Here is a 23993-nt window from a genome sequence, read left to right on the forward strand (position 1 = left end):
TGGCAGGTCTTCTCCCTCAGCAGATACGCGGCAGTTGCTCGCCGACCAGCATGTCGACGATCCGGCTTCCGCCGAACAGGCTATGCATGACCACGCGCGGGCTGCGCATCTCTGCCGCGCGCCCGATAATGGCTGCATCGCGCCCTGCCTCGGTTGAGCGCATGGCTGCCAGCGCAGCTTCCGCCTGCTCCTCTGGAACGAACAGCACCAGCGCCCCTTCATTGGCGAGATAGAGTGGATCAAGCCCGAGCAGTTCGCACACGCCCTTGACCTCGGCCCTCATTGGCAATCTGGCCTCGTCGATCTCGATCCCGATGGCCGAGGCTTGCGATATTTCGTTGAGTGCGCTGGCCAGGCCTCCTCTGGTGGCATCCCGCGCACAGCGCACACCCGGTGCGGCTTCGATCACCGCTTCCATCAGGTGATTGAGCGGGCGGCAATCCGAACGAATATCCGCCTCGAAAACCATGTCTCCGCGCGCGGCCAGAATGGCGGCGCCATGATCACCCAGTACGCCGTTGACCAGCGCGACATCGCCCGCGCGAACTTTCTCCGCGGCAAGTTCGCGTCCCGCAGGGATGACTCCCACTCCGGAAGTGGTGACGAACAGCGTATCGGCGGCACCGCGCTCAACCACCTTGGTATCGCCGGTCACGATCCGCACACCGGCCTGGTCGGCCGCCCTACGCATGGCCGCTGCCACGCGGCGTAGCAAGGCGACTTCGGTGCCTTCCTCAATGATAAAGGCCGCCGACAGCCACAGCGGTTGCGCGCCGCCGACGGTAAGGTCGTTAACTGTGCCGCAAACCGCAATCTTGCCGATATCGCCACCGGGGAACTCGAGCGGCTGCACTACGAAACTGTCCGTGGTGAAGGCCAGCCGGGCACCCTCCACGGCCAACATTTCGTGGCTCAACCGCGCCTGGTCTTCCAACCCGTCGGGTTCGAAAACCGAGGTAAACACATCCTCGATCAGATCCCGCATGGCCTTGCCGCCACCGCCATGCGCCAGCGTGACCCGCTCCGCTCGCAGCCGTCCGTTGCCAGTGGGAGTTACAGCGTTCATTGCGCTGGCTCCGGCACCGCATCGATCCCGCCATACTGATAATAGGCGGCACATGCTCCTTCAGACGAAACCATCAGGGCACCCATCGGTGTTTCCGGTGTGCACGACCGACCGAACAGCTTGCACTGCCATGGCTTGATCGCGCCTTTCAGCACTTCGCCGCACTGGCAAGCCTTGGGATCCGGAATGCTAGGCGATGCAACGGCAAATTTTCGCTCAGCATCCCAGGCCGCATAGGCCTCGCGAATCTGGACGCCAGAATGGTCGATCGAGCCCAGCCCGCGCCATTCGAAGAATTCCCGCAGTTCGAATACTTCCGTAACCGCAGCCAGCGAAGCTTCATTGCCATAGCGTGGCACAATCCGGGCATACTGGTTTTCGATCTCCGCCCGGCCTTCGGCCATTTGCCGAAGCACCATCCAAACCGAATGCAATACGTCGAGCGGTTCGAAGCCGGCGACCACCAGCGGACGGTGATAGTCGCGTGCGATGAAGTCATAGGGATCAGTGCCGATGACCATCGAGACATGGCCCGGCCCGAGAAAGCCATCGATCCCCATATCGGGTGAATCGAGGATCGCCTTGATCGTGGGGATGATGGTGATGTGGTTGCAGAACAGCGAGAAATTGCCGATCCCTTCTGCCTGGGCCTGCAGGATTGTCAGGGCTGTGGAGGGCATCGTCGTCTCGAAGCCGAGGCCGAAGAAAACCACTTCGCGGTCCGGGTTCGCACGGGCCAGCGCGAGGGCATCGAGTGGTGAATAGACCATCCGCACATCGGCCCCTTCGGCCTTTGCGCCTAGCAGGCTGAGCCGCGATCCCGGCACGCGCATGGCATCGCCAAACGTAGTGAAGATCACCTCCGGCTTCATAGCCAGTTCCACGCAATCATCGACCCGGCCCATCGGCAACACGCAAACCGGACAGCCCGGCCCATGGGCAAACTCGATTTCCGGCGGAAGCATCTTCTCGATGCCGTATCGGAAGATCGAATGCGTGTGGCCGCCGCACACTTCCATGATGACGACTGGGCGATCGCGCCCGGCCATGATCTGTGCAGTCAGGGCCTCGATTTCCTTGAGCAGGACACCGGCGCGAACCGGATCGCGGAATTCGTCGACATACTTCATGCGCCTGCCTCCAGCGGTGCGGCCCGGTCATTGGCTAGCAGCGTGTGGGTCAGGTCCCAGAGGATGTGATAGGCCGCGAGGTGGCATTCCTGCACCCGGTGGATCGAGCCTGTTGGGACCACCAGCAGATGATCCAGTCCGGCGCGGGCCATCTCGCCCCCGTCACCACCCGCCAGGCCGATCGTGGCAATGCCCATCTCCCGTGCCTTGGCAAAAGCCCGGATGAGGTTTGCGGAATTGCCGCTGGTCGAAAAGCCGATCAGGCAATCACCGTGCCGCCCGTGGGCAATCAGCGGACGCACGAACACATGGTCCTGTCCGACATCATTACCGACTGCCGTCAGCATCGCGACATCGGCCGCGAGGTTGATCGCACCCAGCGCCGGCCTTCCGGCGGTCACTGGATGGAGAAACTCCACCGCGACATGCGCGGCATCACAGCTCGATCCGCCATTGCCCATGGCCAGCAGGCGCCCGCCCTGGCGATAGCTTGCGGCCAGCGTGGTCGCGGCGGCGACCAGCTCGTCTGCCTGTTCTGCAAAAAACTTGCCGAACACCTCAGTGTGGTCCCGAGCCTTGCTCTCAACCGAATGGCGCAGGCTTTGCGCCGAGGCACGGAGCTGTTCGCCACGTCTGCGCATATGCGGATAAAGCGCATTCAAGGCAGGGCCAGTGGTCACCACTGCGCGTCTCCCAACGCGCGATCGCCGTCGCGCATGGCTGCAAGTTCCTGCTGCGCCTCTCCCAGCTCGGTCAGGATGCGCAGTGTTTCGGCCGCCTGATCCTCGTCAATCTTGCTCATGGCAAATCCGACATGGATCAGCACCCATGTGCCGATCAGGTCTTCGACACTGCCTTCGCCAATAACGCAGGCGAGGTTGACCGGGCGCCGCACGCCCGAGACATTGGCCACGCCCAGCTTGCGCCCGGCATCGGTGATCTCCACGATCTGTCCCGGAATACCTAAGCACATACTTCTCTCCCATTTTCGGTTTCCGCGGTCGCTTCGTGCAAATGGGCCATGGCCACAGCGGCCTGCCCCAAAGCCAGACCGCCATCATTGGCGGGCACTCTCGAGTGGCTGAGGACGTTGAGCCCCAGTTGTTCCAATCCTTCATGGACCAGGCGGAACAGCGTGGCGTTCTGGAAACAGCCGCCAGACAGGGCCACAGTATCAGGGCCATCGTCTGCGGTCAGGCGCTGCGCCATGGCCACAACAGACCGTGCGAGGCCGCGATGGAACCGCGCGGACATCACCCCAACAGGCGTATTCAGCAGCAGGTCACCCAGCATCGCCCGCCACACGGCGAGCGGTTCAACATAGGGAAGCCCACGCCCGCCCAGCAACGGAATGGAAAAAGGATAGGCCAGATCGTCCGGCTCATTCAGCGCCGCCGGATCGATTGCTGCTTCCAGCAACATGGCTGCCTGCCCTTCATATTCCTGCCGATCCCAGGCGAGACCGCAGATCGCCGCAGCGGCATCGAACAACCGCCCGCATGAGGAAGAAAGTGGGCTATTGGTGCCGCTGGCGATCATCGCATCGATCGTGGATCGCGGCATGGCGGAAAGGCGGGCAAACAATGGCAGGTCAGCGAAATTCATCGCGAATTCGGCCCAGCCCATCTGCGCCATCAAATGGGCATAGGCATTGCGCCAGGGTTCGCGGATCGCCGCAGTCCCACCCGGTAGTGCGACCGGCTTGAGCATCCCGGCACGACGGTATCCGCGATAATCGCAGATCAGGAACTCACCGCCCCAGATCGTGCCGTCATCACCCAGACCCAGACCGTCAAGCGCGATTCCCAGTACAGGGGCGGCATCGAGCGAGCGGCCGTTTTCTGCCAGACAGGCGGCGATATGGGCGTGGTGATGCTGTACCGCGATCACCGGTCGTCCATCCGCGATTTCGCGCCCATGCTTGGTCGAAAGATATTCAGGATGCGCGTCCACCGCGATTGCCGCTGGCTGATGGTCGTAGAGCTGGGTATAAAGATCGAGGTTGCGGCGCACATCATCTTCGGTGGCCGCATCTTCCAGATCGCCCATGTGCTGGCTCAGCACAGCTTCGCCATCGCGCACCAGACAGAAGCTGTTCTTGAGCTCCGCGCCCATGGCCAGTATTGAAATGTCACGCGGAAAGCCGGTGGGCAGGTCGATAGCTCTGGGGGCATAGCCGCGTGCGCGGCGCAGCAGCCGGACCCGGCCCAGATCGACCCGCGCAACGCTGTCGTCGATCCGGTTGGCAATGTGCCGGTCGTGCATCAGCGCGAATTCGGCAATGCCTTCCAGTTCGGCGCGGGCCTGCTCGTTAGTCGTGCATTGCGGGCGGCCTGAGAGATTGCCTGAAGTCATCACCACCGGGCGCTTCATCCGCCGCAACAGCAGGTGATGTAGCGGGGTGTGCGGCAGCATGAAGCCGATACGGTCCAGCCCCGGCGCAACCGCTTCGGGCAGCGGTTCCCCCGATGCGCGCAGCAACACGATCGGCGCTTCAGGCGATGCCAGCAGTTCGGCTTCCTGTTCCGAGAATTCGGCATAACGGCAGATAACGTCCAGATCGCGCGCCATCAGGGCAAAGGCCTTGCCCCTGCGCCGTTTGCGCATACGCAGATCGGCCACCACCTCCGCGCGGGTGGCATCACAGGCGAGATGAAAGCCGCCAAGCCCCTTGATGGCGACGATATGCCCGTTCATCAGCATGCCGCCTGCGGCATCCACGTCGTCCATCATCGAAAAGGCTTCGTGATTAACAGTACCGGGGCCAAGGCGCTCGATCCATGCGCGTGGTCCGCAAACATGGCACGCGATAGGTTGGGCATGGAAGCGCCGGTCTGTCGGATCGGAATATTGCTCTCCGCATTCCGGGCACATCGCGAAACCCCTCATGGTCGTGCGGGCACGATCATAGGGGCCGGTCTCGATAATCGAGAAACGCGGCCCGCATTCGGTACAATTGGTAAAGGGGTAGCGATAGCGACGCTCGAAAGGGTCGCGCACTTCTTCAAGGCAGGCGGAGCAGATTGCCGCATCGGGCGTTACAGCCCCGCGCATGCCATCACCTTCCGATGCACCGATAACGAAGCTCTCGGGCCGCACAGCATCAATTGCCACGCGTTCTATCGCATCAATCCGCGCCAATGCAGGCAGAGCCGCGCGCAGTTCGCTTTCAAAGCGCGACACCGCTTCGCCCCAAAGGCGAATTTCAACCCCGCTGCTGGTGTTGCGCACATCACCGGTTAGCTCAAGCTCGCGTGCAACCCGCCATACAGTGGGCCGGAAGCCTACGCCCTGCACCTGGCCGCGTACCAGAAGGCGTTCGCCGGTCACCGCGCCAGATTCCACAAAAGGACGCGATTGTTGCCGCTATCGGCAACCGCCACCAGATCACCCAGCGCTGACAGGCCATAGGGCCAGCACAGGCTGTCTCGTTCGGGCATGCCCCAGCGATTGTCGCCTTTGCTGGCGAAGTCCGGCTGACCACAAAGCCGGTTCGCCGCAATGCCGGTGGCGCTGTCTGCCCAGCCGAGCAGACGCGAGTTCGCGGTATCGGCCACAATCAGCTGGCCACCGGCTTCAACCGTCGCATAGGGCATGTTCACACTGGCCGCGCTGGGATAGTAGGAGGACATATTGTGATCGCAATGCGCGGCGTCCCGCTGTCCCAGGATTGCGTCGCAAGGCGCGCCATTGTGCTCTGGAAATCCGCGCCACAGCATTACACGATTGTTGCCGCTATCTGCCAGCGCGAGATGGCCATTCCACCAGCAGGCTCCATGCGGCCACCGCATCGACATCGCCGTGACTTCGCCGCCCGCGTTCTCGTCGCGCGTAGAGAAGTCGTGCTGGCCCAGCACCAGATCGGCTGGCTGGCCGGTTTCTGAAGGATCGCTCCAAACCAGCAGGCGGCGGTTGCCGCTGTCGCATACGACCAGTCTGCCGGCCACTTCGGCCACGCCATAGGGCCAGTGCAGGCTGGCCGAGGTTGGACGGTCAGCGCCGCGATTGGCCAGAACGGATTCACTATCCTCCTGACCCAGCACCAGATCGGCTGGCTGGCCATTGCCTGTTGGCACTTCGCGCCAGATCAGCACGCGGTGGTTCCAGGCATCAGCCACGGCTAATCCGCCGCGCCATGAGCACAGGCCAGTTGGCACATTGAGCGTAGCAGGACCGGGAGGCCCCTTGGCGTTGCGGCCTTCGCGTGAGAAACTCGGCTGGCCGATCAGAATGTCGGCAGGCTCATTGTCCGATTGTGGAATTTTTCGCCATCCCAGCAGCCGATGATGCCCGGTATCCGCGACCCACAATGTTCCATCAGGATGCAGGCAGACACCGCGCGGCCCGAACAGGCTTGCAGCGGCGGGAGACAGCGGCGTTGCAATGTCGCCGGGCGACCACCCGAGCACAACGCGCGGCCCGCCTTCTTCCAGCAGCGGTGCCCCCGCGATTTGCGTCCCTTCGGCTTTGACCGGACGGAAGGAGGGCGCGAGCGATACTTTCATCGCGTCAGCCTCAGTTCGATGGCGTCCCCTCGGACGCGTACGGCATGAGGTTGCAATTGCACTTCCGGTGCCGTCAGGCATTCACCGCTTTCGAGCGCATAACGGAAACCATGGTGCGGACAGGTGATGAAGCCATCGGTAATTTCCGCCTGGTCCATCGGCATGCCAAGATGCGCACAGGCGTTCTCGAAACAGGTAACCTTGTCCCCGAAGCGCGAAAGAAGCAGCGAACGCCCTTCCAGCTCCAGGACAGAAGTCGTCCCGTCGGGCAATTCAGTCAGTTGCAGCGCGTGGAGCCAGCCTTCATGCTCATGCGCGGCGAAGGGAGAGGTGAAATGCACCGTGTCACCGCCGCCGCCACCCAGCCCCTTGGCCTGTTTGACTTCGCGGATTTCGGGCACTTGCTCAGTGATCGCTTTCTTTACCCCGGCATAGAAAGTCAGCGCCGAAGCGGGACATCCATCACAGGCCCCCAGAAAACGGACCACTGCCTTGTCGCCAGATACTTCGACCAGTTCGGCATCGCCGCCATGGCCGGCCAGCGTCGGGCGCACCGTGGCAAGCGCGGCATCGACCCGCTCGAACAGGCTGGCCTTGAGGATGCCATGGCGGCGGAGCACGCAATAGACCACCTCGTCCGCCGCCGCCTGACGCAAAGCCTCGGCTGCGCCGGGCAGCTCACGCAGCGACCGGATCAGGCGACGGAAGGCTTCGGCATTGAGCGCGTCAAGCGCCGCTGCCCGTGCCTGCGCACCATTGCGTGCACCTTCTTCCCAGTTCTCTGCCAGCGCTTCCAGCGCGGTCAGATCCCCCAGCAGGCGGGAAAGCGTTGGCTCGGGCCGCTGGGGATCCGCCTCTGACATCGGATCAGGCGTACTTGATGTTCCGGTAGAGGTAAGGCTGAAGCAAGCCGCCCACCAGGCCCCCGGCAATCGCCGCTCCCCATAGTGGTGCAACCATGCCAACCAATACAGTTGCAACGGTAGCTGCGGCAGCCCCGGTCACAAGTAGACGGATGGCGAGGGCCGTATCCTGGAACAGCTTGCCCTGAAAAAACAACTTGGTTGAACTGAAAACCATATCAAACATGGTAGTCTCCCTCAGGCCGATTGCATGAAAAACAGCACGGCGAGTCCCATGACTACACCGGGAACTCCGGCGAGCAGGCCGTATAGCCCGCCCAGTTGGGCTGCCAGTTGCTTGCCCAGCGCAGCCCCGCCAATCTTCAGGCCCGAGAGCGCGCCGCCGACAAGAGCCCCTGCTATTCCGGCCACTAGGGCCAGCAGTAAAATTACGAGCAAATTCACCTCCATTGTTCTCTAAAATCCGCCGTTGGCGCGCGAGGGTTCGCCGCGCACTGCCATTTCAAGTTCGATGATCGTTTGCGCCGCGCTCTCGGCCCGGTCCTGCGCTCCGGAAGCGGCAAATATTTCGCGCGCTTCGCGCAGCAGCTTGATCGCCTGCGCGATGTTGCGTGGATTGCCTGCTTCTCCGTCTTCCGGATCGTCAGGGAGGTTGCAAAGGCAATTGGCCTTGTTCGCTATGGTGTTGGCATATTCAAGCGGAGTGTTGTCCCGCTGGCGCACCTTCAACGCCTCGTCATAGGCCTCCAGCGCACGGAAACCGTTCTCGACCCGGTGGCTCGATGATGCATATTGCAGCGCATTGCCCAGATTGTTCTGCAGCATTGCATATTCCATCGGCTGATCGATCAGATTGACCGCCGAAAGTCCTTCTTCAAATGATTGCACCGCCAGCGCTTCGCTGATCTTGCCGCTTTCGCTCGTAATCGGAACGGAGAGGAAGGCGGTCGCCAGATTGTTGTTCAGAATGGCATATTCGCGTGGATGACGCAGCTTGTTGAACGTCCGCAGCGATCGCTGATAGGCGGATATTGCATCTGTAATTCGTGCCATGCCTGCGCCTGCAAGAGTCTGCAGGGCGAGGCCAAGGTTCATTTCCGCTTCAGCCACCTCTTCGCCGCTGCCTCCCTCCGCCAGGACCGGTGTTGCCTGTTTCAGCAAGTCACGAGCCTGTTCGATCGGTGCGGCAATTTCGGAAGGAATTGCCATGAGCGCCGTGGCCATTCGCGCACGAATCCGGGCAGTCAGCAGTGCATCCTGGTCTCCGCACTGATGGATTGCCTGTTCATAGAGTTCGATGGCTGCCAGCAGGTCGTCGGCTTCCTTCGGCCGCTGTTGCAGACCCATGGCAATTTCCATGAGCATTTCGGCTTTCTCGATAACCGAAGCGTCACTTTCCTCCACCACCTTCAAGGCGGCCGCCAGCTGATCCTCTGTGCGACTGAGCGCAACCATCCCGACTCTCCCCGGCCTCCCCTTGATCGGATTCGGGCCTGCAGCCCTTAAAACGAGCGCCGGGTAAATTGTCTACCAGTTTTTCGTTATGTAAACTTAGTTATCAGTTACGGGGAGGTCCGCAAGAAGCGCCGCATCTCCGCTTGACCACCTTACGGGGACGTCCTGCGCCTCGAAGTCGGCCAGGCCGTGCGCCTCGAACACATCGAAAGCGCCAACTACCCGATCACCCTGAGCATTGCGTTGTTTCAACAGCGCTCCTCCGGCCGCCGCGTGAAACACCGGCAAAATCCGCAAGGTCGCGCCATCGATCAGCACCGCAACTGCATCGATGCCCGAGAAATAGGTAGCGACCAGGCCTGCGGGAAACCGGATCGTCCCGCGCGCGACCGAGATGGTCTGCTCCATGACTTAAGCCTCGGGGGCGATGACGAGCCGCGCCGCGATCTTGGCCGCCACCTTCTCGACCGCTGCAACTACCGGCCCGGAAAGCTCGGTGGCATAGTCCAGCGTCTGCGCTTCGATCAGATAGACTTGCACATCAGAAGGGAAGTCATCGCCAAAGATCTTGCGTCCCACAAACAGGGCGTTGTCCCAACGGAACGCGTGAAGACCCACGCCATGGACCGGTTCTGCCGCCAGCACATCGCCGGGAACCTCGTAGATAGCCCCCGGCTTGCCTTCGGGCTCCCTTGCATCGATCACGATAAGCTGCTGCGCCCCGCGCGCACGGTACATCACTGCCATCCCATCAGTGCCGGCATCCAGCAGCGCTACATCAGACGGCAAATCTTCAGCAGCAAGCCGGGCGATGACGGCCGGACCAGCCCCGTCATCACCGCGATTGATATTGCCGCAGCCAATGATCGCAGTGGCAGGTGCGTCTAAATTCGCCACAGGCGGCACGACCACTCGGGTTCAACCGGCAGCATAAGTTCAGGCAGATCACAGAAACGGCGCTTGATAAGGTAATACATGCAGGTTTCGCAGGGCTGTTCCAGTTCATCAGCCGTGATGGTGTGATCTGTAAACCCGGCAATCACAAGTTTGGAAGCAAGGTCCTTGCCTTCCGATTGCAGGCGGGACACGATCGCGTTGACCTGCGCGGAGTCTTCGGCTCTGGGGAAGACTTCGGTTTCAAGGCCGCCAGCCAGAAGACCCGCGATCTCCCGCCGTAGGGTTTCGTCTGCATCAGTGGCCATGCGCAACTCCTTCAAATGCGCCAGAGGCGACACCACCATTCGGGCTCGGCGGGCAAGCTTAGCTCCGGCAGGTCACACCAGCGCCTGTGGACCAGATAATACATGCATTCCTGACAGCGCATCTCGTCTGCCCCGTACGGGCGAAGCAACCAGCCGGAAATGTCGAGCTTGGCCCTTAGATCATCCGGGTCGAGCGCCCTTAACTCGTCAAGAATGCCTGAAAACTCGCGGTCGGTTTCGGGAAATGGCTCAACCTGCGTTTCCAGCCCTTCGTTGAGATAATCCTCGATCATGCGCAGAAGTGTCGCATGATCGGCCTCTGAAGGCACCACGCCATACCGGGACAGGAGCCATTCGCGCTGGCGCTGCAATTCGGTGTTGTCGCCAGTCATTCCGGCGCATTCTCCCAACGGGTTGTTATTCTATTCGCAGCCTCGGGTGGGAGACACCTCACAGCGTCCTCCCACCCGGCGGCCCGATATCAAGCTGTGCGGAAGCGCGCCAGTTCCTCGCCCGTTTTCGCATCGTGTGCGTGGACCGTACAAACCAGGCAGCTGTCGTAGGAACGGCAGACATGTCCGACTTCAACCGGATCGGCAGTATTTGTAATCGGGGTGCCGATGAGTGCCTCCTCGATCGGTCCCAACTCGCCATTGCTCGCACGCGGGCCGACATTCCATGTGGTCGGAGCGATGATCTGGTAATTGTGGATCTTGCCATCGCGCACGTCGATCCAGTGGCACAAGGCGCCACGCGCAGCCTCGGTCGCGCCCCATCCCTGGCCATCGCGCTCAGTAGGCTTGATGTACCATTCATCGTTGAGACGGAACTCGCGCAGGATGCGTTCGGCTTCGCGGTATAGCTTGCACAGCTCATGCAGGCGGGCGAAGTGGCGCAGGTAGGTCGAAGCGCCGCCAAGCTTGCGATACATGTCGAGCACCAGTCCATCACTGTGTTGCCAGGCCTCGCCATGATCGCCACCAGCGATCAGCTGCCGCGCGAGCGGGCCGGCCTCAAGACGACCATGTTCGGCGTGGCGAACGGCAGTCGACCAGCTGTATTTGCCATCAGTATCGATGTCGTTTTTCGCGATTGGCATCGTCGTCCGGTCGAATGGGTGGATATCGTCCCCTTCGTTGTACCACGCGCGCTGCATGTCCTCGCGGACATTGCCCTGATCCATCAGCTTGAACGCGCCGCTGGCACCGTCGAACGTCCCCGATTTCATGATCACGGCGCTGTTGCGGCCTTCAATCGTGGGGTTGTTGTAACGGTCTTCATGCGGGAGATAGCCCCACGAGATGAACTTGCCGTGGCCAGTGCCATATTTCTCCAGTCCGATGTCGAGCGACATGCGGATAAACATGCCGAGATCGGAATTCGCGTGTTCCGGCCGCTCATCAAGCCACGCCATCAGTTGATCGTACGTGGTGATTTCCTCATAGCGCTCCATCGAGCAACCAAGGAACAACGGTTCGATCCAGTTGCGGCGGAAGTGCTCCAGGATCGACCAGGCGCGGGTCACGTCGGTCAGGGTCGGGGCGCACATCACGCCGCCAGGAACCATGAAGGAAGAATGCGGCCACTGCCCGCCAAGCAGGGCATAGATTTCTACCGGGCGGCCCGAAATGGTCACACCCGCTTCATAGGAGGTCCCTGTGAAGGGCGCATAGCGCTTCACCGCTTCTTCGTAGAACTTGGACTTCGCATAGTTCTGGTTGGTGTAGTCGATCATGAACAGACCATAGTGATGTCGCGGGATTGACTGGAGTGTTTCGACGATTTGCCCGAGATTGCGGGCAAGGATCGCGTTACGCGGAACGGTGGTACCCCAGGCGGAATCGAGTGCCCAGGCAGCACAGGACAGGTGCGAGGCACCGCAGATGCCGCAAGCACGAGGCGTAACGACAAGCCCGGCCTGTGGATCCTTGTTCTTGAGGATGACTTCGAAGCCGCGGAACATTTCCGCTTGCGTCCATGCATTGGTGACGATCCCGTTCTCGATGTCGACGCGGACATCAAGGTCGCCCTCCACCCGGCCAACGGGCGAAATGTCGAGGGTTTGTGTAGCTGCCATTGTAATTCTCCCGAAATTCTGTGTGCGGCGCGCTTCGCTGCGCGCCATGAACCCTCATGAATCAGACGACGAAGATATCCTCTTCGGCCCACGCCGGAGCCGCACCCTTGGCGGCAGCTGTGAGCTTGACGTAGCCGGTACGATCAACCCCTAGCGGCAGATCCTTCGGCACGCCCATCACAGTCTGGGTCTTGAAGACAGTTCCTGGGGCGAGATCGAAGAAGGGGAATTCCGGTTCCGTACAGCCAAGGCAGGGCATGCCAGCACGGGTCTTGGACGAAACGCGGTTCCACAGAATGCGGTTGCAGGGGCTGTGAGTCATCGGGCCGCGGCACCCCAGATCGTAATAGAGGCAGCCCTTGCGCTGACCGAAGGCCGTGGTCGAGACCTTGTAGGCGAAGTGCATGTTGCGGGTGCAGCCCGTCTGCGTGAAGCTGGAGAAGAAGGTCTTTGGCCGATGGAATTCGTCCAGCGTCAGGTCGCCCGCGCGGCCCGTGGCAACGGCGACAAGGATCTGCGTTACCCAGTCAGGGTGAGCGGGGCAGCCGGGAATATTGATGACCGGAAGGCCAGCCTGAGACGTGAAGCCTTCGCCCAGCGCTCCACCCTTGGCCCGCTTGAGGAACTGCAAGCCTTCGCTTTCAGACGGGTTCGGCGCCGTTGCCGGGATGCCGCCCCAGGTGGCGCAATCGCCGATTGCCACAACAAATTGCGCCTTGGCAGAAAGATCTGCCACCCAGTCTTTCATCGGGCGGCCACAGAAGCGATTCCATTCGCCGGTACCGTTGGGCGCATTGATGACGCTGCCTTCGAACACGAAAATGTCGAGCGGGATTTCGCCGGAAAGGCACTTTTCCATCATGACTTTGACATTCTCACCCAGCTCGAGGCCAAGCGAGGGATGCCAAAGGACATTGATGCCAAAATCCGTCACCAGATCGCATGCGCTGGGCTCCTCGGCATTAAGGAAGGACATGGTGTTGCCAGAGCACGCACCGCCTTGAAGCCACAACAGATTCGCCATTTCTCAGTCTCCCAACTTCCCGGCGGAGTGCCCGACCGGCCAAATGCCCCTGCGGGCTATGGGAGGACATTAAGCATGATTCGTGCCAGAAAAATAATAAAGCATTTTCAGTATTTTATGATGAAGCTCATATTTTCGGCGAAGAAAATGCAAAGAAACTTTGCACGCACTCCTTGAAACATTCTTTGCAGTCGGAGCCGCAGGAGGTGCGTATGCCAACCGTTCAGGCTAGCCGTGCCGGTTGCCGCAGACCGGGCATTCAACTTCGCCGAACGCCGAATACCAGATGCCTTTGCAGCGCCCGCACCAATGGCCATGCGCACCAGAAAGTCCTGCACCCGCTGTTCGCGTCAGTTTTGTCGAGCCGAGGTCTTGTGGCGCCTCTTGCCCCGGATAGGGCATGCGGGAAAAACGCAAGCGAACAACATTGTCCCGGTCTGCCATTTCACTGCCACTCCCGTTCCTGCTCCTGCTCCTGCATGAGACCAACGTCAGCCATCATGCAGACCGTAGCGCTTGATCTTGTTGGCCAGGCCCACGCGGGATAGCCCCAGCGCGTCGGCAGTCTTGCTCTGGTTCCAGCGAAAACGGGTGAGTGCACCTACCACGACCCGTTGCTCCAGACGCTCGACCATCTCCTTGAGTGTGCCGCCTTCCATTTCCGCCTGCTGGCCGACATCCGGGGCAACAACGAGATTATCAAACACGGCCGAAAGGTTACGCTCTGTAATGTAACCACCATTTTCAGCCAGCGCCACCGCGCGCCTGATCTCGCTTTCCAGTTCCCGGACATTGCCTGGATATTGATGAGCCTGCAGCCTGTCGAGCGCACTCTGCGTAATGCCAATTACCCTGCGGCCGACTACTCCGGCATATTTCTCGATGAAGAAATCTGTAAGAACAGGAATATCCTCCCGCCTGTCTCGCAGCGCCGGGATGCTCAGCGAAAAGCCTTTGAGACGATAATACAGGTCACGCCGAAATTCGCCTTTTTCGACCATTTCCAGAAGCGGCCGGTTCGACGCCGCAATGATCCGGACATTGGCATGCAACAACTTGTCCGACCCTAGCGGTTTAACCTCGCCATTCTGAAGGAAGCGCAGCAGGCTGACCTGGAAACTCGGCGAAACATCTGAAATTTCGTCAAGGAACACCGTTCCGCCATCTGCGGCACGGAACAGCCCAAGCCGGTCTGCGGTGGCTCCGGTGTAAGCCCCCCGCACATGTCCGAACAATTCGGAATGGAGCGTGGAATCCAGCATACCGCCGCAATTCTGTACATGGATCGGAGAATCGACACGTGTAGAGTTGAAATGGATCGCTCGCGCCAGCAGTTCCTTGCCCGTCCCGGTGTCGCCCTCGATGAGGACTGGCAGATCGGTAACCGCCGCCTTGCGCGCTTCAACGATCAAATCAGCCATCTTGGCGCTGGCATAAACGAGCTTCTCGAATTGCGAGTAACCGCCCTTGACTGACATATCCACGCGTTCCTCGAAGATCTGGTCATCGACCGAAATCTTCAGTTCACGCGAAAGAAGGCGATGGCGTCGCGAAAGTTCGTTCATTTCCAGGCTGCGCTTTACCATGAGCGCAATCTGATGAGGTGTTAGCGGCTTGAACAGATAGAGATAGGCGGCAGAGCGACGGACTGCCTCGCTGTCAGCTTCGTCGCGATTCTGCGAAGAGACCGCAATTCGACAAACCCCCGGATGTGACACGCGCGCGCGTGTCAGTATGTTGTCCTGGGCATCGTCCACCGTGTCGAGATCGCAAAGCAAGAGGTGTACTTCGATGTCGTTGAGCCGCTCCTGCGCGGCCTTGCCGTCCTCAGCTATGACCAGCCGGTAATCTGCTCGCTCCTTCAGCCCAGCTCGCGCCGCGCTGATCAGCGCATCGTCGCGCGAAACAACAAGGATCGTCAATTCCCCGGCCAAATGCACCTCCCAACATGCAGCGGACCGCAACTGCTACTGCCAGTCGCGACCGATGTGCAAGGAAAGTTTGCATTTCGCCTGCTAACTTAACAATGAAATGTGCTTGGAGGCTGGTAACAGGCGCTGTCGCTTGCGCAATTTCCGCGTGGATGCAGTTAATGGCCGCCCAGAACCCGCTTCTTGAGCGAATGGAGCGCAAACCACACGGATCCCAGGACCGGCAGCACCAGCAAAGCGATCGCAACTTCCGGATCAACCCAGTCAAAGTGATGGGACGCACCCTTTATGGCATACCCTAGCAGGCCGATGGCATAATAACTCACGGCCACTACTGAGAGGCCCTCGACGATCTGCTGCAAGCGCACTTGCATCGTCGTGCTGCGCTCCATCGATCGAAGCAGCTTCGCGTTCTGGTTCTCGATTCGCGTCTCGATGCGGGCGCGCAGCAGTTCGGAGATTTGGCGCGCACGCCGTGTCAGCTGGCGTTCGCGCTCAGTCAAGGCGGCGCAGGTGCGCGCTGCTGGCAGGAAGCGGCGTTCAGTGAAGTCGACGAGCGAAGCGAACCCACGGATCGGTTCCGGAGCAAGTTGTGCGAGCCTCTCTTCCACCAGACGCGAATAGGCTGCGGTAGCGTTCATGCGATAGCCGATTGACGTGGCAATGGTCGAAAGTTCCAGGCTGAGGTCAGACAATTGCGCCAGCAAATCATCGTCAGAGGCCACCGAGGACGTTACGGCCTTGGCAAGTGCGGCCAATTCGCGTTCGGCCGCGTCCAGCCTTGGCCAGGCCTCTTGTGCCACCGGCAGCCCCAAGAGCGCCTTGTTGCGGTAATTCCCAAGCTCCTGCAATTGCTGCAGTTGCCGGGTGAGATCACTCCGGTCGACTTCCCCGGCTGACACCACAAGGCGCCCCCGGCCATCGGGGTGAATGCGAAAATCCGACCAGATACGCACTCCCCCGGAGAGGCCGCATGACACAAGCTCGCTGCGATTGAAATCAACCGCCGGCAATGCCCTCTCGACTTCGGCTTCGTCGCCACCAACCCAGATCGATGTCGCGCGAATGATTGCGCCCGGCAGGGTTTCCGCCCAGTCAATGGCCTCGCCCACCGAAGAGTCCAGTCCGGGGTCGAGCAAAACTTCGATGGCGCGTTCCGGACAAAACACTGTCAGCGTCGAACCTTCGCTCTGTCGCTCCCATGTAAAGGAGACGTCGCCAAAGAGTGCACCTGACAGGTGGCGCGGATTCTCTTCATCCGATTGGCTTCCGCACAGAGCGGACAAGACTGAGCGCTCCGCCTCACGCTCGCCAGGCCCAACCTCAAGCACCCACTGGAACACTGCGACCGGCAGTTGCAACAGCGGCCAGCGACGCAAATGCATTTCGCTGACAACTTGCCGCCGCAACTCATGTTCTCGCATAGCCTCATTCCCCGCCAGTGGATTCCGGGCCAGACCTATTCAAACAAGCGCGAAGCCGCAATGCCGGTAAAATCGATCTCGGCTAGCTGCCATCGGACATGGCCGCAACAATGGGCAGCTATCCCTCGTTCACTCCCCAAAACCTGCCGTTCCGGACCGTCCAACAAAGTTGCCGCTTCAATCTTTGATCGGCCCATATGTCAACGGGTCCCTGGTCCAGGATGGACCGAGGTGGAAATCTTCGCTTGCCGACGGTACCGGGCCATCAGGTTGGGAGGCGACATAAGGAGGGCAGGGCGGCTCCACCTCTGCCTTCGTTCGCAGGACTTCGCCCATTGCACCCGCCCTTCCGCGGAGAATGCGGACCAGCCACGACAGGGACAGGAGCATAACGCCAGCTCCTCGCCCAGCGAGGCAGTAATAGAGGCAACGCTGGTAATCGTCGCAGTCCGCCGAAAGAATGCCTGCCAGCCTTACCTTTGCCCCGGGTGTCTTTCTCTGGACCGCCTCCAGCACCTCGAGCAGTTCCTGCGCCGCGTAGTAGGCGTCGAAGGGCTCGACGCCCAGGCTGGCATTTGCCACCATTCGCATGGTCGGCAAGATCTCCTCTTCGACGGCGGCATCCATCAAGGTGACCTCGGGATCGAATTTGCCAAGATCGAATGAGGTACGCATCGCTTTCTCCTTCGACACTCCGACTGCGTATGTGCCGGACCAAGGTCAATGAGCGATCGAAGGGGTCTTCGATGCAGTCCGAAGCGAGGGGAGGGCGGCCCTTTGGTGGACACCGTTTGCTCGACCTCCCGCCGCAGCGCACGCCGATGAAGGATCAGGCATCGACAAGCCGCATTCCCGGGCAGTCCTCGATCACCTGCGGCCGCCATTCGCCGCGATCGGGGTGCTTGATCCAGATCTGGTCGGGCTTGTACTCCTCGCCATCGAGGAATTTCTCGCGGAAGGCCTCCCAGGTCTGCGATTCTGACATCAGGCGTTCGCAGAAATGCACCTCGTCGCTGACGGCGATGAACAGGCGCCTGAGCAGGTCGGGCGCCTGGGACAGGTCCACCACGCAGCTGTCGAAGCGGGTGGCGAAACTGGCCATCTGGTCGCGCAACCTGTCGAGAATATCGCCGACGCTGTCATAGCAGGTGAGCGCCAGCAGCACCTCTTCTTCGCATGCATCATAGGGGTGCCGCTGTTCCCGCAGGTCCAACAGGCAGAGTCGCGGAAGGGCTTCCTGCCGTAGCCATACTCCAGCGGGCCATGCGCCGAAGATCAGCGATGCGTCACCCAGCGTCTCGAAACCACGACCGAGATTCTTGCGGCCGAGCATTTGGGTGTTGCCCAGATCGATGGCCAGAATTGCCTCCTTTGCACGCAGCTTGTCGGCGATGATTTCGGTGGCAACGCTGGTAACACCGGTGCCGCCGGCAATGCTCTGGACTGAGATTATGCGCATTTGTTGATCCTCCTCGTGAATGTGGACTTGTGGGGATGTGTAATTGTGGGTCTGTGGGCGTCAGAGGCCGAAAGTGCAGATCGCGTAGCCGGGCGGCGCGAGGCGCTCGATCCGCGACCAGAAGGTGCTTTCCCCATTGGGCGCACGCCGGTTGGTCGGCACCGCAATCTCTGCCATGGGGCCGCGAACCTCGATCACCGTGCCGCAGTTGCTTTCGTCGCCGATCGCCAGGTTCCGCTGGAACTCCGCGATCCGCTCGCTCGCTGCCTCGAACCGCTCTTCGACCGCGGCAATCCGGCGCTCTTCCTCGTCGACGACCGCAGCGGCATCGGCAACGGTCGGCAGTCGATCCGGGTGAAACAGGTAAATCGCCGTGGTGTTGGACAGGCCGCCGAACAAACGCCCCATCACCTGGCTCCCGATATCGCCGGACCGTGAAATCTCCGAATTATCCATCAGGAGAGACACGAACCCCACCAGCGGCTCGCCTCCGCTGCCGTCGCAGATCGCCACTTCACCGCGCCATTGATGACGATACCCGGTGGGTCGGGTCAGGTGGGCAATGACGCGGTTGCGGAACATCCCGGTCCGCAGGTCATCGGCCGGGACGATGGTGCCACCGTGAGCCTCGCAACTTTCTGAGAAGACCTGCTGGCTACGGCGCGTGACAATCATGGCGTCGGTATTGCCGCGCTCCTTGAAGAGGGCATAGCGTGGGAGGTACGCCAAGCAACGCTAAGGACGAACAATACCGGAACGGCGTGCAAGGGCATCACCTGCGGAGGCCGATGATGCCCAGCTCTTGCCACATCCACGTAAAATCATAGGTAGCCATTGGCTCGCCGACCCCGGATTTTGCTGCGCCATTCTCTATATATTTGAGCCAGTCGGCCACTTTCGCCCGGCCAGCCTTCGTGCGGGCCAGAGCGCGCGGCGTCTTGTTGCCAAGGGCAGGCACCGCTTCATCAAGCGTTTTGGTATATTCGCGTGTCAGCATATCATGAACGATGCGCTCCATTTCGTCCGGCGGGATATCGAGCGGCTCTTCCTGCGGAGCGCGGGCGGCGTCATCAGCCATGAACTGGGCCAGAGTCCGGATTTCGGTCATAGGTGTGCTCACGCAATCACCAAGCCATTCGCCCATTTGCGCAATCGCTTTCTCCGCACGGGCGGCACTATTGACCTCAACGATCAGTTTGCGTCCCGCCAACTCGACATTGGCGAAGACGGGTGTGCCGTCCTCCATGGTCGTCACAAAAGCCTGCCCGCCTTTGGCCGTTCGTGGTTTTCTCTCCTTCGTCACCGGCACCAGCCAGTTCCAGAATGTGTCGCTGGCAGGCTCCAGCCATTGTGCCGCGTTCAGCCTGCGAACCACGCTCTTGCCGATCACGCCCTTGGCCAGGGGGAAGACGATGCGGTGGAACACAAGATCATCGCCATCGGCGTTGACCATATCCGGCATGGTGCCAGGCATGGCTTTGCCCAGACAATCGAGCAGCCACATGTTCGTGAACATCGGGCCTGATGCCCGTAAAATAGCATCCCGGTCGGTCTGGTTTAGTTCGGAGGTGTCCTTTGCATCGTCCGCAAGCCGGCCAAACGCGTCGATCAGTTGTAGGGCGCCATCAGCGCTGAACGGCAACAGCGCGCCCGAGATGCCATGGCGACCGTTCACATCGACAACCCGTGCAGCGATCTTGTCCCAGTTGACGAGGGTCTGTGTCGCGCCGTGTTCGCGGACCGTGACTGGCGCAACATCCCGCAACAGATCACGCAAGGTCATCGACTGACCGGGGACGACCTCGCTAACCTCATAGAGCGACATCATCGTATCCCGCAGCGCGCGCATATAGGCCTTGTTCGGCGCCTTCTCGTTCCAGCCTCGGCGCTTGAGATAGTCATCGACCAGATTGCGACCGTCAGGTTCCAGTTCCTGTGTCAGCAGATCTTCAAAGGCGCAGCCCCATAGCGGCCCTTGCCAATGATCACCGATGATCTCGAATATGGCGTCGGGTTCGAGGCCGGTCGCTTCACATGCCGGACCGAGATGCGCGGACAGCATTTCATCCATCGCCTCGTCCCACGGAGCACGATCCGCATATTTCATCAGCCCGGACAGATCGTGAGCAGATTTCAATCTGGACATTCAGGCAGGCCTTTCCACGCCAAGGCGGCGCATTTCGCGATAGATGGTGGATCTGCCGATGCCGAGTTGCCGTGCTGCCTCTGTCGGCGAGATACGGGCTTCGACCAGTTTGATGGCCGCATCCACCTTGGACATGTCGAGCGGCTGACGGCCAGGCTGCTTGCCCTTGGCGCGTGCAGCGGCGATCCCATCGCGGGTCCGCTCAGAGATTAGCCGCCGCTCGAAATGGGCGATAGCTCCGAACACATGGAAGATGAGTTCGCCGGCGGCCGACGAGGTGTCGATTTTTTCCTCAAGACTCAGGAGGGCGATGCCTTGGCTGCGCAAAGTTTCGACTGTGGCGAGCAGTTCAGTCAGCGAACGCCCAAGCCGATCGAGGCGGACCACGGCGAGCGTGTCACCCTTGCGGGCATAGGCGATCAGTTCGGCCAGTCCAGGCCGCTCCATGCTTTTTCCCGATATTACATCGGTGAACACCTTGATGGCGCCGGCATTCTCCAGTCGCATGGTCTGGCCCGCCACATCCTGATCGCCGGTGCTGACGCGGGCGTAGCCCAGAATGCCGCCCATCTATCGTGTCTCCCAAACGGTCGTTCTGTGGACGCTCTGAAGGGCGACCGCTTCACCCCGCCCATAGCCGTCCACATACTATGTCTCTTTACTCATGGCTGTCCATAGGCGCAGTTGACCTTTTGTGGACGGGAATCGGCATGACGAAGCGCAAGCATCAACTCCTGACCGAGAGCGAGCGCAATCAGATCCTTGCCATCCCGACCGATCGCGACCACTTGGCTCGGCTCTACACCTTCGAGCCTGCGGACATCGAGATCATCGGCGCGCGACGGGAACGACGGAACCAGTTGGGCGTCGCGCTGCAACTCGCGCTCTTGCGCCACCCGGGCATCACACTGGCGCAGTTGATACAGAACAGGGGAGCGATGCCCCATGATCTCGCCGCCTTCGTCGCAGAACAGCTTGGCCTGCGCGTCACGGATCTGGCTGACTATGCGGCGAGGGACCAGACCATGACGGACCATGCTCGCGAGCTAGCCGCGCGCTTGGGACTGCGAGGGCCGACGCGTGCCGATATTCCGTTCATGATCGAAGCGGCCACGAAAACGGCATGGGCGACCGACAAGGGGATGACGATAGCGACCGGTGTTGTCACCGCCCTTCGTGAGGCCCGGATTCTGCTGCCGTCCATCTCCACCATCGAGCGTGCCAGCAGCGCGGGGCGCGCGCGTGCCCGCAAGCAAGCCGCCTATGCCCTGATCGACGATCTCAGCGCTGAACAGGTCCACGCCCTCGACCAGCTCTTTGACGACGCCGGGGGCATGAGCCAGCTCGCTTCGCTCAAGACCATTCCCATCGCGGCAAGGCCCGATCATATCCGCCAGATTCTCGACCGCCTGCGGCAAGTGCGGAAGATCGGCATCTCCCCGGACGTGGCTGGCCGCATCCACGCGGACCGCTTCCGGCAATATGTCCGGGAAGGCCGTGCATCGCCTGCCTATATGATCGAGCGATACGTTCCCTCCCGGCGGCGCGCCACGCTGGTTGCCTTCCTGCTCGATCTTGAAGAGCAGCTGACCGACAGCGCTCTGGAGATGGCGGACAAGCTGATCGGCAGCATCTTCACCCGCGCGAAGAATGCCCAGGCGCGTAGCTATGCCGCCACATCGAAGAACGTGGCGCGGCTGATGCTGATCTTTCGCAGAACGATCGATGCGCTGACCGATGCGGTCGATACTGGCGAAGATCCAATTGAGGTCCTGGACGCATCGGTCGGGTGGAACACCCTGATGAAGGCGAGGCCGGAAGTGGCGAGCATCGCGGAAACCGCCAACCTCGATCCGCTGACGGTCGCGGCCGACCGCTATGCGACGTTACGCAAGTTCGCCCCCGACCTGCTTGAGACGCTCCAGTTCAGGGCCGGAAAGGGCAGTGCGAAAACGATCGCTGCCATCGAAATGCTGCGCGACCTCAACAGGTCGGGCAAACGCGATCTTCCTACCGACGCTCCGATGCCCTTCCGTAAAGAATGGCGAAAAATCGTCGTTGGCGATAACGGCAAGATCAACCGGCGGCTCTGGGAAATCGCAACGATCGCGCATCTGCGCAACAAGTTGCGTTCGGGGGATGTCTGGGTGGAGCGATCGGCGGGATACCGCCAGTTCGACAGCTACCTGCTCAGCGAACCGAAGGCGAAGCCAATCGTGTCGGCTCTTGGTCTGCCACCCACAGCCAGCGAATGGCTCGAACAACGGGGCCGCGAACTGGACTGGCGACTGAAGAAATTTGCCCAGCGCCTGAAGCGCGACGCTCTGGAGGGTGTGCGGTTCCGCGACGGCCGCCTCCAGATATCCCCGGTTCGCACGATCGCGATGCCCGATGCCGAAGCGCTGGCTGACCGGCTCGATGCGATGATGCCCCGCATCCGCATCACCGAGCTGCTGCATGAAGTGGCGCAGGAAACCGGCTTTCTTGCTGCATTCACGAACCTGCGCACCGGCGAAGCGTGCCCCAACGAAAACGCGCTGCTCGCCACCATCCTTGCGGATGCCACCAATCTCGGCCTGTCGCGCATGGCTGCCGCGAGCCAGGGCGTGACGCGCGACCAGCTCCTGTGGACCCATGACGCCTATATCCGCGACGACAGCTACTGCGCGGCGCTGGCCGTGCTCATCAACGCGCATCACCGCCTGCCATTCTCGCGCGTATGGGGCGACGGCACAACGTCCAGTTCCGATGGCCAGTTCTTCAGGGGCGCGAAGCGCGGTGCATCGGGCGGCGATATCAACGCCCGCTATGGCGTCGATCATGGCTTCAGCTTCTACACTCATGTTTCCGACCAGCGTGCGCCTTACCACGTCAACGTGATCTCTGCCGCGACGCATGAGGCACCCTATGTTCTCGACGGCCTCACCAGCCACGGCACCGATCTGAAAATCGTCGAGCATTACACCGACACTGGCGGGGCGACCGATCATGTCTTCGCCCTGTGCGCGATGCTGGGATTTCGCTTCTGCCCGCGCCTGCGCGACTTTCCAGACCGGCGCCTCGCGCCGATCGCGCCGGTTAAGGCCTATCCGGCCATCGCCCCGCTAATGGGCAAGCGTATCCGCACCGACATCATCGCTGAACAATGGGATGACGTGCTGCGCCTCGTCGGCTCGATCAAGGCCGGCCATGTCGCGCCATCGGTCATGCTGCGAAAGCTCGCCGCGTACGAACGGCAGAACCAACTCGACGTCGCGCTACAGGAAATCGGCAAGATCGAGCGAACCCTGTTCATGCTGGACTGGCTGGAAAATCCCGATCTGCGCCAGCGATGCCATGCTGGTCTCAACAACAGCGAACAACGCCATGCCCTGACGCAGGCAATCTACACCTTCCGCCAAGGCCGGATCATCGACCGCAGCCATGAGGCGCAACAATATCGGGCATCCGGCCTCAATCTAGTCATCGCCGCGATCGTCTACTGGAACACGATCTACATGGATGCTGCCGCCCAGCATCTACGATCAACCTCGGTCGCGGTGCCTGATTATCTGCTCGCCCATACGTCCCCCGTGGGTTGGGAGCATATTGCCTTCTCCGGCGATTTCCTCTGGGATCGCGCAGCCGCTTCCGCTGGCCGCAAGGCCCTCAATCTCCCGCCGGATAGCCGCGTCGCATAAGCGTTCGCTGATTGTTCGCCCTTAGCGTTGT

At 61.0% G+C, this 23993-nt stretch carries 24 protein-coding genes; 1 reads left to right on the forward strand and 23 read right to left on the reverse strand.

Annotation, left to right across the window (positions count from 1 at the left end; translation table 11 throughout):
* Nucleotides 1–16: 16 nt before the first annotated feature.
* From hypE to JI59_RS24945, 23 genes are all read right to left on the reverse strand, one after another.
* Nucleotides 17–1066 (reverse strand): hydrogenase expression/formation protein HypE, encoded by a 1050-nt coding sequence (hypE, locus tag JI59_RS24835; RefSeq protein ID WP_007015758.1) that lies wholly within the window; start codon nt 1064–1066, stop codon nt 17–19.
* Nucleotides 1063–2196, reverse strand: a complete 1134-nt coding sequence (hypD, locus tag JI59_RS24840) for a hydrogenase formation protein HypD (RefSeq protein WP_007015757.1) — start codon at nt 2194–2196, stop codon at nt 1063–1065. Before hypD ends, hypE begins: the two co-directional genes overlap by 4 nt.
* Nucleotides 2193–2876: a D-sedoheptulose-7-phosphate isomerase gene (locus JI59_RS24845; protein ID WP_039330976.1), complete on the reverse strand. Its 684-nt coding sequence runs from the start codon at nt 2874–2876 to the stop codon at nt 2193–2195. The genes hypD and JI59_RS24845 overlap by 4 nt, the downstream gene beginning before the upstream one ends.
* Complete coding sequence (locus JI59_RS24850) at nt 2873–3169, reverse strand: HypC/HybG/HupF family hydrogenase formation chaperone (protein ID WP_011536535.1); 297 nt, start codon at nt 3167–3169, stop codon at nt 2873–2875. Before JI59_RS24850 ends, JI59_RS24845 begins: the two co-directional genes overlap by 4 nt.
* Nucleotides 3160–5541, reverse strand: a complete 2382-nt coding sequence (hypF, locus tag JI59_RS24855) for a carbamoyltransferase HypF (protein ID WP_007015754.1) — start codon at nt 5539–5541, stop codon at nt 3160–3162. The genes JI59_RS24850 and hypF overlap by 10 nt, the downstream gene beginning before the upstream one ends.
* Complete coding sequence (locus JI59_RS24860) at nt 5523–6701, reverse strand: NHL repeat-containing protein (RefSeq protein WP_007015753.1); 1179 nt, start codon at nt 6699–6701, stop codon at nt 5523–5525. Before JI59_RS24860 ends, hypF begins: the two co-directional genes overlap by 19 nt.
* Nucleotides 6698–7564, reverse strand: a complete 867-nt coding sequence (locus JI59_RS24865) for a NifU family protein (RefSeq protein WP_007015752.1) — start codon at nt 7562–7564, stop codon at nt 6698–6700. The genes JI59_RS24860 and JI59_RS24865 overlap by 4 nt, the downstream gene beginning before the upstream one ends.
* Before the next feature lie 4 nt (nt 7565–7568).
* Entirely contained in the window at nt 7569–7790 is a 222-nt protein-coding gene (locus JI59_RS27220) for a hypothetical protein (RefSeq protein ID WP_007015751.1), read from the reverse strand.
* Nucleotides 7791–7801: 11 nt separating this feature from the next.
* A complete protein-coding gene (locus JI59_RS24875) occupies nt 7802–8008 on the reverse strand; it encodes a hypothetical protein (RefSeq protein ID WP_196490157.1) in 207 nt (68 codons plus the stop codon).
* A 12-nt stretch (nt 8009–8020) separates the two neighbouring features.
* Nucleotides 8021–9019, reverse strand: a complete 999-nt coding sequence (locus tag JI59_RS24880) for a tetratricopeptide repeat protein (protein WP_007015749.1) — start codon at nt 9017–9019, stop codon at nt 8021–8023.
* Nucleotides 9020–9115: 96 nt separating this feature from the next.
* Nucleotides 9116–9427 (reverse strand): hypothetical protein, encoded by a 312-nt coding sequence (locus tag JI59_RS24885; protein WP_007015748.1) that lies wholly within the window; start codon nt 9425–9427, stop codon nt 9116–9118.
* Between the two features lie 3 nt (nt 9428–9430).
* Nucleotides 9431–9916 (reverse strand): hydrogenase maturation protease, encoded by a 486-nt coding sequence (locus JI59_RS24890; protein ID WP_007015747.1) that lies wholly within the window; start codon nt 9914–9916, stop codon nt 9431–9433.
* A complete protein-coding gene (locus JI59_RS24895; protein ID WP_039330882.1) occupies nt 9904–10221 on the reverse strand; it encodes a hypothetical protein in 318 nt (105 codons plus the stop codon). Before JI59_RS24895 ends, JI59_RS24890 begins: the two co-directional genes overlap by 13 nt.
* An 11-nt stretch (nt 10222–10232) precedes the next feature.
* Nucleotides 10233–10613, reverse strand: coding sequence for a hypothetical protein (locus tag JI59_RS24900; RefSeq protein ID WP_007015745.1), 381 nt, complete (start codon nt 10611–10613; stop codon nt 10233–10235).
* Nucleotides 10614–10702: 89 nt separating this feature from the next.
* Nucleotides 10703–12298, reverse strand: coding sequence for a nickel-dependent hydrogenase large subunit (locus JI59_RS24905; RefSeq protein WP_039330883.1), 1596 nt, complete (start codon nt 12296–12298; stop codon nt 10703–10705).
* A 61-nt stretch (nt 12299–12359) separates the two neighbouring features.
* On the reverse strand, nt 12360–13322 hold the full coding sequence (locus tag JI59_RS24910; protein ID WP_011536524.1) for an NADH-quinone oxidoreductase subunit B family protein: 963 nt from the start codon (nt 13320–13322) through the stop codon (nt 12360–12362).
* 491 nt (nt 13323–13813) lie between these two features.
* A complete protein-coding gene (locus JI59_RS24915; RefSeq protein WP_039330884.1) occupies nt 13814–15262 on the reverse strand; it encodes a sigma-54 dependent transcriptional regulator in 1449 nt (482 codons plus the stop codon).
* 149 nt (nt 15263–15411) lie between these two features.
* Nucleotides 15412–16677: a DUF3422 family protein gene (locus JI59_RS24920; RefSeq protein WP_007015740.1), complete on the reverse strand. Its 1266-nt coding sequence runs from the start codon at nt 16675–16677 to the stop codon at nt 15412–15414.
* 177 nt (nt 16678–16854) lie between these two features.
* Nucleotides 16855–17352, reverse strand: coding sequence for a hypothetical protein (locus JI59_RS24925; protein WP_039330979.1), 498 nt, complete (start codon nt 17350–17352; stop codon nt 16855–16857).
* A gap of 154 nt (nt 17353–17506) precedes the next feature.
* Nucleotides 17507–18136 carry a hypothetical protein gene (locus JI59_RS24930; protein WP_007015738.1) on the reverse strand — a complete coding sequence of 210 codons (630 nt, stop codon included), beginning with the start codon at nt 18134–18136 and terminating at the stop codon, nt 17507–17509.
* Between the two features lie 60 nt (nt 18137–18196).
* Nucleotides 18197–18865, reverse strand: coding sequence for a hypothetical protein (locus JI59_RS24935; protein ID WP_007015737.1), 669 nt, complete (start codon nt 18863–18865; stop codon nt 18197–18199).
* A 43-nt stretch (nt 18866–18908) separates the two neighbouring features.
* Nucleotides 18909–20282, reverse strand: a complete 1374-nt coding sequence (locus tag JI59_RS24940; RefSeq protein WP_007015736.1) for a DUF7986 domain-containing protein — start codon at nt 20280–20282, stop codon at nt 18909–18911.
* Nucleotides 20283–20852, reverse strand: coding sequence for a recombinase family protein (locus JI59_RS24945; RefSeq protein ID WP_007015735.1), 570 nt, complete (start codon nt 20850–20852; stop codon nt 20283–20285). It abuts the gene before it with no gap.
* A 140-nt stretch (nt 20853–20992) separates the two neighbouring features.
* Between JI59_RS24945 and JI59_RS24950 the strand changes: the two genes are divergently transcribed.
* Nucleotides 20993–23962 carry a Tn3 family transposase gene (locus JI59_RS24950; protein WP_007015734.1) on the forward strand — a complete coding sequence of 990 codons (2970 nt, stop codon included), beginning with the start codon at nt 20993–20995 and terminating at the stop codon, nt 23960–23962.
* The last annotated feature ends 31 nt before the right edge of the window (nt 23963–23993 follow it).

It is taken from the genome of Novosphingobium pentaromativorans US6-1 (assembly GCF_000767465.1).
Taxonomy (GTDB): Bacteria; Pseudomonadota; Alphaproteobacteria; order Sphingomonadales; family Sphingomonadaceae; genus Novosphingobium; species Novosphingobium pentaromativorans.